We start from the raw sequence: 8,963 nt of genomic DNA, 5'->3' as shown, positions 1-8,963 counted from the left end.
CCTCATGGGTTACATCACCTCCGCCGCGCTCGAAGAGACCGGCTACGTCGTTCTCGACAGCTACAACAAGCCGCTCGACCCCAAGGAGTGGCTCGACATCGAGTACGTCGACTGGAAGTCGTCGGGCGACACGCGCTTCGCACCGCTTGCAAGCGCCTTCGGCGAGATCGAATGCAACGGCTTCTGGAACCACAAGCCGCCGCGCACCGACAAGGACGGCGTGTGGATCCCCGCCCAGACGGAGCTCGCCCCGACTCTCACCGAGCGTGCGCTCGAGCCGGGCGCGAACGTCGGCCGCTGCCGCATCATCGAGCTGCAGCCCAACAGCTACGGCGACTGCCTCTACAACCTGCACCAGGACGACAACAACCGCCTCAACCCCGACGGCACCGGCTGGGTCGTGCGCGGGTTCTTCAACCTCACCGACGACACCGAGAGCTACTTCGTGCTGCGTCACAACCGCACCGATCCCGAAGGCGAGGTGCGCATCGCGCTGCCGGCCGGCGCGCAGCTGATCATCGACACGCAGCGCCTGTGGCACGCCGCCACCCACCTCGGCAACGAGCCCCGCTACTGCCTCATCACCTCGTGGGAGTCAGGCCCCGAGCTCGACGCGTACATCGAGAAGTACCACGGCGTGAACCACGTCGAGAGCGTGCCGATCTCGCAGGAGACCCTCGACGCAGGCCAGGCCGAGCAGGCCCGCCGTGACGCGGCCCGCGCCGCCTATTATGCCGCCAAGGGTCAGGCCGAGCTCGCGGCGCAGACCGCGATGAGCGAGGCCTGAGCCGCGGCATCCGTCAGACGCCCCGTTCCGCAGCGGCGGAGCGGGGCGTCGTCGTTCGTGCGGGCAGCGTCCCGTGCGTGGAGACAGGCGATCTGGCGAGAACAGGACGGATGCCGCGGCGTTCTCCTGCGCTCGTGTGATCGCCTGCGTGCGGTGCAGCGCCGCGGCCAGACGCCGCCCCGCGGCGGCGCCGGGCGTCTCGCGCGTGGAGACAGGCGATGGCGCGAGAACAGGACGGATGCCGCGGCGTTCTCCTGCGCTCGTGTGATCGCCTGCGTTCGGTACAGCGCCACGGCGAGAGGTCTCTCCGCGGCGGCTCGGGGCGAGGCGGGCAGACCTCGCGCGCCGGCACGGCGAGCCGGGCAGATCTAGCGCGCCAAGTCGGCGAGGGCCGCGCGCGCCTCGGCGGCGTAGCGGGGGTTGTCGTCGCTCGCGCACAGCAGCACGGCGATGAACGCCGCCGCCCAGCCGCGCGCCCGGAGGGCGAGCGGGCTCCCCTCGTCGACACCCGCCTCCGCCAGGAACCGGGCACGGTCGACGGGCGAGAACGCGAGCCACCCGACGGCGATGTCGTAGCAGGGGTCGCCCGCGGTGAGGTCGCCGAAATCGATCAGCGCGACCAGGCGCCCGCCCCGCACCACGACATTGCCCGGGTGCAGGTCGCCGTGGAGCCACACCGGCGGCCCGATGTGCGGTTCTGCCGTGAGGGCGTCGTGCCACGCGGCATCCAGAAGTGCGTGCTCGGCAGCCGACACCGGAGCCTCGCGCAGCCGCGCCCGAATCGACGCGTCCCGGGCCGCAAGAGGCACTCCGCGGAACGGATTCTCGGGGAAGGATGCCGCGGGCATGTGCAGCGCGGCGATGCCCGCGGCGAGCGGGCCGGCCCACGCTCCGCGCTCCGCGCGCGGCACGTCGATCGCCGCCTCGCCGTCGAACCACGGCACGAGACTCCACGGGAACGGTGTCGCCTCGTTCGCGTGCACCGCGACCAGGGGAGCGGGGGCGCCGACTCCGGCGGTCGCGAGACGGCGGGCGATCGCCGGCAGGAACTCCTGCTCGTGCCGCACCAGCGCATCGGCGACCTCGCGCCGCGGCAACCGGGCGGCGTGGTGCTCGCCCACCCGCCAGAGTGCGCAGTCCCAGCCCTCCGCGGCGAACGCGAGCGGAGCCTCGGCGAACTCGGGCGTGGCGGCCCGCAGCAGCCCACGCACGAGCAGCTCATCGATCACGCGGTCGGCCGCGGGGGAGTCCGGCATCCGATCACCTTAGGCCGACACAGACGGATGCCCCGGCTCGAGGGGAGAGCCGGGGCATCCGTCGTCTGAGGCCGCGCCCCTCAGGACCCGGTGCTCGATGCCGAGCAGGAGTAGAGGTTCGAGCTCGGCGAGTCGCTCACGCTCGAGCAGTTCTGCTCGACCCACGACTGGATCTCGCTCGACGTGCCCGACGACGATCCGCCCATGCCGCCGCCGCCCCCGCCCGCTCCGCTCAGCAGCACGTAGGTGAGCTTGCCGCTGGAGACCAGGGCCTGGAACTCGGCGAGCGTTGGCACCGGGTCGCTGCCGCTGAAACCGCCGATCGGGAGCACCGAGCCGCCGTCCGAACCGATGATCAGCCCGGCCGCCTGCTGCGCGCCGAACGTCGCGACCAGGTACTCGGTGCTCGACGTCGCGTGCTGCTCGAGCCAGGTCATCAGCTCGGCGTCCGACGACGACGAGCTCGACATGCCCGCGATGCCCTGGCCGCCGAGACCGCCCTGCGCGGAGCCGCTGCTGGATCCGCCGAAACCGCCCTGCGTGCCGGGGCCGCCCTGCGCGCTCGATCCGCCGGGGCCGCCCGCGCCACCCGGGCCGCCGGAACCGAACCCGCCCTGGCTGCTCGACGAACCGCTCTGCGAGCCGAACCCGCCGGGGCCGCCCTGGGCCGAGGACGAGCCGCCTTGGGTCTGACCGCCGAAGCCGCCTTGACCGCCGGGACCGCCTTGTCCGCCGCCGGGACCACCCATGCCGCCGCTCATGTCCGCCACGCCGCCCGCGACCGGGTTGATCGAACTCGGGTGCGACATGGTCACGACCGACCAGACCGTCGGGGTGAGCAGCAGGCCCACTCCGGCGACGAGCGCGGTCACGAACCGCAGGGGGCGGGTGCGCGCGCGCTCCCAGTAGATGAGGCCGATGGCGACCGCCGCGGCGACCAGCTGCAGGATCGAGACGACGATCGAGTAGCCGCCGTACGAGATGCCGATGATCAACGCCGTGAGTGCGGCGACGCCGACGAGGGATGCCTGCGCCCACCGGATGTTCGCCTTCCGGGCTGCGCCGAACGCGAGGCCGACCGCGAGCGCCATCGGCACCGCGAGCGACGCCGTGTAGAACTGGTGCATGCCGGCCACGACCGAGAACATCGCGGCGTACGTCAGGAACCAGACACCGATCAGCACGGTGATGGTGCGCGGCACCTTGGCGATCCAGAGCACGACGAGGGCGAGCAGCGTCACCGGCACGAGCCAGCCGATCTGCCCGGCGAGCTGCGTGTTGAACAGGCGGAAGATGCCGGCGCTGCCCGAGAACGGCGGAGTGAACGAGTTGTAGGCACTGCTGTCGGCGGTGCTCGAACCGAACCGGCCGAGACCGTTGTAGCCGAACACCATCTCCCAGGCGCTGTTGTGCAGCGTGCTGCCGATGTAGGGCCGCGAGGACGCCGGCACGAGCGAGACGATCACGATCCACGCGACGGATGCCGCGGCGCTGATGACGCCGGCGACCAGGAGCGTCCAGATCTTGCGAACCCACGGCTGCCGGCTGCACAGGTACGCGATGCCGAGCGCCGGCCACGCGGCCCAAGCCTCGAGCATGTAGCACTGGAAGGCAGCCGCGATGAACAGGCCGGCGGCCACGAGCCATCCGAAGCTCGCCTTCTGCACCGCGTGGACGGCGGCCCAGGCGGCCGCGGCGATCGCCAGCACGAAGAAGGACTCCGGCTGGTTCGAGCGCGAGACGGCCACGAGGATCGGCGTGGTCGCGACGACGGCGCCCGCGAGCAGACCCGCGGTGGTGCCGGCGACCCGTTTGGCGGTCACCGCGGTGATGAGCGCGGCGCCGACGGCGGCGAGGGCATTCGGCAGGATGATCGCCCAGGTCGAAAACCCGAACACTCTCACGAACAGTGCGGGCACCCAGAACGAGCCGGGGATCTTGTCGAGCGTCACGGTGCCGGCGGGGTCGAACGCACCGAAGAAGAAGTTCGACCAGCTCTTGCTCATCGACAGCGCGATGGATGCGTAGTAGTCGGACTGCGATCCGTTCCAGACGCCCCACGCCGTGAGAACGGCGGCGCCGAGACCGAGGAGGACCAATCCGAGGGGCCAGACACCCCAGCGCCGACGAGCGGCGACCGAGGCCGGGGGAGAGACGGGTACGGCCTGAGAAGGCGGGGCTATGGATGTCACGTCGGCGACGCTATGCGGCGACTCGATGTCCGGTCTCGGCGAAGTCTATGAGGTGTCTGTGGACGGCGAGGAGTGGCTGTGTGGGGCAATGTTGCTTTGGATGTTGTTTTGTGTGTGTTGGTGTTGTACTTTGTGGATGTCCAAGGAGGGTCCATGTACGCGACGGAGCGCCACGCGCTGATCGAACAGCTCGTCACCAGTGACGGGCGCGTGTCGGTCATCGACCTCGCCGAGCGGTTCCAGGTCACCACCGAGACGGTGCGTCGCGACCTCGCCGTGCTCGAAGACGCCGGCCTTCTGCGTCGGGTGCACGGGGGAGCGGTCTCCACCGACCGCATCAGCACGATCGAGCCGACCGTGCTCGAACGACGCACGCAGCATGAGGCCGCCAAGATCGCGATCGCCCGCCGCGCGCTCGAGGCCATCCCGGCCGGCTTCACCGGCTCGATCTTCCTCGACTCCGGCACCACGACCGCCGCCGTCGCCGACGCGCTCTCCGAGCGCCTCGCGCGCGTCGACGCGACAGCCGACGTCATCACCAACTCCATCGCCCTCGCACCTGCCCTCGCCGACGCCCCCCGCGTCTCCCTGACTGTCATCGGCGGACGGGTGCGATCGGCGACGGCCGCGGCCGTCGGCGCGACGACCGTCGCCACCATCGCCCAGCTGCGTCCCGACATCGCCTTCGTCGGCACCAACGCCATCTCCGCCGACTTCGGCCTCAGCACCCCCGACATGGAGGAGGCCGCCGTCAAGGCCGCCATCGTGCGGGCGGCGCGCCGCGTCATCCTGGTCGTCGACGGCTCGAAGTTCCAGCGCGAGTCGCTGCGCCGGTTCGCCGGGGTCGAGGACATCGATGTGCTCGTCAGCGAAGCCGACCCGACCGGCGAGCTCGCCGCGGTACTCGCCTTCGCCGATGTGGAGGTGTGGCGCGCATGATCGTCACGCTCACCGCCAACCCCTCGCTCGACCGCACCGTCACCCTCGCAGGCCCGCTCGCACCGGGAGAGGTGCAGGCCGCCGTCTCCGCACGCGAGGATGCCGGCGGGAAGGGCATCAACGTCGCCCGCGTCGCCGCCGCCGCGGGAGAACGCGCCGTCGCCGTGCTGCCGCTCTCCCCGGAGGATCCGTTCCACACCGTGCTGCGCGCGACGGGCATCCCCGCTCGTGCGGTGCCGGTCGCCGGGCACGTGCGCTCGAACATCGCCATCACCGATCCCCGCGGCGAGACGACCAAGCTGAATCTGCCCGGCGCCGAGCTGAGCGCCGCCGAACGGGCTGCGCTCATCGAAGCCGTCGTGACCGCGTCGGCCGGGGCCCGCTGGCTCGTGCTCGCCGGGTCCGTGCCGCCCGGCGCCGGCGACGACCTCTACGTCGACGTGATCGCCGCGACCCGCGGGCGGTGGGGCGCGCACGCGCCGCGCATCGCCGTCGACACCTCGGGCCCCGCCCTCGCCGCGGTCGTCGCGGACGCCCACCCCGACCTCATCAAGCCCAACGACGACGAACTCGCCGCGCTGCTCGACGACGACGCGGCGCGCGACGCCGACCCCGCATCCCTCGTCGCCGCGGCACGCCGGTTCGTTCCGACCCGTGTCGGCGCGGCGCTCATCACCCTCGGCAGCGCCGGCGCGCTCCTCGTCACCGCGGACGGCGCCTGGATCGGGCGTCCCCCGCCCATCCGCCCGGTCAGCACCGTCGGCGCGGGCGATTCCTCCCTCGCCGGCTACCTCCTCGCCGACCTCGACGGTGCCGAGGAGTCGACCCGGCTCGCCACCGCCATCCGCTATGGCGCGGCCGCGGCATCCCTGCCCGGCACCCAGGCGCCCACCCACGCAGACCTACCTGTCGACGAGATCCCCATCTCGTCACTCCCCGCGCCGGCGAGCGTCCCGCTCACCGACCACTGAAACCCACCACCACCCACCCCACTGCGACCACGGAGGTCACTGTGTCAGACATCATCACGCCGGAGCTCGTCGTCCTCGACGCATCGCTCGGCGACGACAAGCAGGCGGTCATCCGCGCGCTCGCTGCGCGCGTGGTGGCGGCCGGCCGTGCGACGGACGCCGAGGCGCTGTTCGCCGACGCCTGGGCCCGCGAGGCCAAGGACGAGACCGGCCTTCCCGGCGGCATCGCGATCCCGCACGCCAAGAGCGCCGCCGTCACGACGGCCTCGCTCGCGTTCGCGCGCCTGCGGCCCGCGGTCGACTTCGGCGCTCCCGACGGCCCGGCCGACCTCGTGTTCCTCATCGCCGCTCCCGAGCACGCCGCCGAGGAGCACCTCGCCGTGCTCTCGAAGCTCGCGCGCAACCTGCTCAACGACGACTTCACCGCGCAGCTGCGCGGCGCCCGCGACGCGGCCTACGTCGTCTCCGTCGTCGACCGCGCCATCGCCGGCGAGACGGCACCGGCCGCCGCGGCGGCTCCCACCGGGGCCGCGCGCCACACCGTCGACGGCCGCCCCGCGCGCATCGTCGCGGTCACCGCATGCGCGACCGGGATCGCGCACACCTTCATGGCCGCCGATGCCCTCACCGCCGCAGGCACCGCGGACGGCATCGACCTCGTCGTCGAGCCGCAGGGATCGAGCGGCTACAAGCCGATCGCCCAGTCGGTCATCGACGCCGCCGACGCCGTCATCTTCGCGGTCGACGTCGACGTGCGCGAGCCCGGCCGCTTCGCCGGCAAGCCTCTCGTGCGTGCCTCCGTCAAGCGCGGCATCGAAGAGCCCGAGAAGCTCATCAGCGAGGCGACCGCCGCGGCATCCGACCCGTCGGCCCGTCGCGCCGGCGGCAGCGCCCCCGTCGCCGCCGCCCCCGCCGCACGCAGCGGCCTCGGCAGCACCGTGAAGCGGGCCTTGCTCACGGGCGTCAGCTACATGATCCCGTTCGTGGCCGGCGGCGGTCTGCTCATCGCGCTCGGCTTCCTGCTCGGCGGCTACGAGATCGCCTTCAACGCCGACAAGGTGCTCGGCGCTTCCACCCTCTGGAACCTCGGCGCGAACCCGCTGAACGTGTACCTCGGTGCTGTCGCGTTCAAGATCGGCGCCCTGTCGTTCGGCTTCCTCGTGCCCGCCCTGGCCGGCTACATCGCCTTCGCGATCGCCGACCGCCCGGGTATCGCCCCCGGTTTCGTCGCCGGTGCGGTCGCGGCCTACATGGGCGCGGGCTTCCTCGGCGGCATCATCGGCGGTCTGCTCGCCGGTCTCGCCGCCTGGTGGCTCGGTCGTTTCGAGGTCGCGCGCTGGCTGCGAGGTCTCATGCCCGTGGTCATCATCCCGCTGCTCGCGTCGATCTTCGCGTCGGGGCTCATGCTCCTCGTCCTGGGCGGGCCGATCGCGTTCGTGGTGACCGCCCTGAACAACTGGCTCTCCAGCCTCAATGGTGTCGGCGTGATCGTGCTCGGCATCATCCTCGGCCTCATGATGTGCTTCGACCTCGGCGGACCCGTCAACAAGGTGGCCTACGGCTTCGCGACCGCGAACCTCGCCGCCGGCATCGCCGGCGACAACCGCTACCTCGAGATCATGGCCGCCGTCATGGCCGCCGGCATGGTGCCGCCGCTCGCGATGGCCCTCGCCTCCACGGTGCTCGGGCGCAAGCTGTTCAGCCCCGCCGAGCGTGAGAACGGCAAGGCGGCATGGCTGCTCGGCCTCTCGTTCATCTCCGAGGGTGCGATTCCGTTCGCCGCCGCAGACATCTTCCGCGTCATCCCCGCGGCGATGGTCGGAGGTGCCGTGACCGGTGCCCTGTCGATGGCCTTCGGCGTCACCTCGAAGGCACCCCACGGCGGCATCTTCGTCTTCTTCGCCATCGACAGCTTCCCGCTGTGGATTCTCTCGATCGCGGTGGGTACGGTCGTTACGGCGGTGGTCGTGATCCTGCTCAAGCGCTTCGCGCGTCGCCGCCCTCTCGAGATCGTCGCCGACGAGCCTGAGCTGGCCGCGGTGCCGCAGGCCGTCGCCGCACACTGAACACACCGTTACGAAGGAGATACACCATGGCCGAACGCCAGGCGACCATCGCCAGCGCCTCCGGACTCCACGCCCGCCCCGCGAAGCTGTTCGTGCAGGCGGTTCAGGAGAAGAAGATCCCCGTGACGATCGCGGTGGCCGGCGGCCCCGATCTGAACGCGGGCAGCATCCTCTCCCTGATGGGGCTCGGCGCCGCGCACGGCACCGTCGTCACGCTGAAGGCCGATGGTGACGGAGCCGAGCAGGCGCTCGACGAACTCGTCGCCCTGCTCGAGACCGATCTCGACGCGGAGTAATCCGGGCCATTGCGCGTCTGATCGGCACGCAGAAGCGGGATGTCGCACCTCGGTGCGGCATCCCGCTTCGTCGTTGACGCGGCCCGGTCAGATCTCGACCGACTGCTCCGGGTCGAGATCATGGAACGCACCGCCGTGCTGCTCGGTCGCCCAGCGCAGCCGCGCGCGCCCCATGTCACGGCCGGCCACGGAGAGTGTCATGTCGTGGGTCGCGAAGGCGTGGCGCGGCGCGACCGCGAGCACGAAGTCCATCGCGTCGCCGATCTTCAGCCAGGGAGCGCCGACCGGCGCCGCGAGCAGCTCCACGTCGACTCCCTTCGGCACCGCGTACGAGTCGCCGGGGTAGTAGAGCCTGTCGTCGACGAGCACCCCGAGGTTGTCGACGATCGGGATGCTCGAGTGGATCTCGTTGTGGCGGCCGCCGAAGAACCGCAGCGTGAACCCGCCGGCGTCGAC

7 protein-coding genes and 1 pseudogene are annotated in these 8,963 nt (G+C 71.6%); 5 read left to right on the top strand and 3 right to left on the bottom strand.

Features of this window, described 5'->3' with window-relative positions:
• Positions 1-4: 4 nt before the first annotated feature.
• A complete protein-coding gene (locus ASG00_RS03640) occupies positions 5-787 on the top strand; it encodes a hypothetical protein (RefSeq protein WP_056206971.1) in 783 nt (260 codons plus the stop codon).
• 368 nt (positions 788-1,155) lie between these two features.
• On the opposite strand, the gene ASG00_RS03635 is transcribed toward ASG00_RS03640, so the two are convergent.
• The gene (locus tag ASG00_RS03635) at positions 1,156-2,043 is read right to left on the bottom strand and encodes an aminoglycoside phosphotransferase family protein (RefSeq protein WP_056206968.1); all 888 of its coding nucleotides are present in this window, start codon (positions 2,041-2,043) and stop codon (positions 1,156-1,158) included.
• An 80-nt stretch (positions 2,044-2,123) separates the two neighbouring features.
• Positions 2,124-4,235, bottom strand: coding sequence for an ArnT family glycosyltransferase (locus ASG00_RS18670; RefSeq protein ID WP_056206966.1), 2,112 nt, complete (start codon positions 4,233-4,235; stop codon positions 2,124-2,126).
• A 153-nt stretch (positions 4,236-4,388) separates the two neighbouring features.
• Here ASG00_RS18670 and ASG00_RS03625 point away from each other — a divergent pair, with 153 nt between their 5' ends.
• From ASG00_RS03625 to ASG00_RS03610, 4 genes are read left to right on the top strand one after another with little or no spacing between them, the layout of a single operon-like run.
• Positions 4,389-5,174: a DeoR/GlpR family DNA-binding transcription regulator gene (locus ASG00_RS03625; protein ID WP_056206964.1), complete on the top strand. Its 786-nt coding sequence runs from the start codon at positions 4,389-4,391 to the stop codon at positions 5,172-5,174.
• Positions 5,171-6,145: a hexose kinase gene (locus tag ASG00_RS03620; protein ID WP_056207109.1), complete on the top strand. Its 975-nt coding sequence runs from the start codon at positions 5,171-5,173 to the stop codon at positions 6,143-6,145. Before ASG00_RS03625 ends, ASG00_RS03620 begins: the two co-directional genes overlap by 4 nt.
• A 41-nt stretch (positions 6,146-6,186) precedes the next feature.
• Positions 6,187-8,211: a PTS fructose transporter subunit IIABC gene (locus tag ASG00_RS03615; protein WP_056206962.1), complete on the top strand. Its 2,025-nt coding sequence runs from the start codon at positions 6,187-6,189 to the stop codon at positions 8,209-8,211.
• A gap of 26 nt (positions 8,212-8,237) precedes the next feature.
• Complete coding sequence (locus ASG00_RS03610) at positions 8,238-8,507, top strand: HPr family phosphocarrier protein (protein ID WP_045248468.1); 270 nt, start codon at positions 8,238-8,240, stop codon at positions 8,505-8,507.
• Between the two features lie 87 nt (positions 8,508-8,594).
• Here the strand turns inward: ASG00_RS03610 and ASG00_RS16755 are convergent.
• Positions 8,595-8,963 (bottom strand): annotated as a pseudogene (locus tag ASG00_RS16755) (MBL fold metallo-hydrolase); the annotation flags it as partial.

The sequence above is a fragment of the Microbacterium sp. Leaf351 genome (assembly GCF_001423825.1).
In the GTDB taxonomy this organism is placed as follows: domain Bacteria; phylum Actinomycetota; class Actinomycetes; order Actinomycetales; family Microbacteriaceae; genus Microbacterium; species Microbacterium ginsengisoli.
Note: the sequence above shows the minus strand (reverse complement) of the source record. Positions and strands in the feature narration are given on the sequence as shown.

Coding starts and splice junctions, on each gene's coding strand:
- ASG00_RS03640 (WP_056206971.1), top strand. CDS start 5: ATGGGTTACATCACCTCCGCCGCGCTCGAAGAGACCGGCTACGTCGTT.
- ASG00_RS03635 (WP_056206968.1), bottom strand. CDS start 2,043: ATGCCGGACTCCCCCGCGGCCGACCGCGTGATCGATGAGCTGCTCGTG.
- ASG00_RS03625 (WP_056206964.1), top strand. CDS start 4,389: ATGTACGCGACGGAGCGCCACGCGCTGATCGAACAGCTCGTCACCAGT.
- ASG00_RS03620 (WP_056207109.1), top strand. CDS start 5,171: ATGATCGTCACGCTCACCGCCAACCCCTCGCTCGACCGCACCGTCACC.
- ASG00_RS03610 (WP_045248468.1), top strand. CDS start 8,238: ATGGCCGAACGCCAGGCGACCATCGCCAGCGCCTCCGGACTCCACGCC.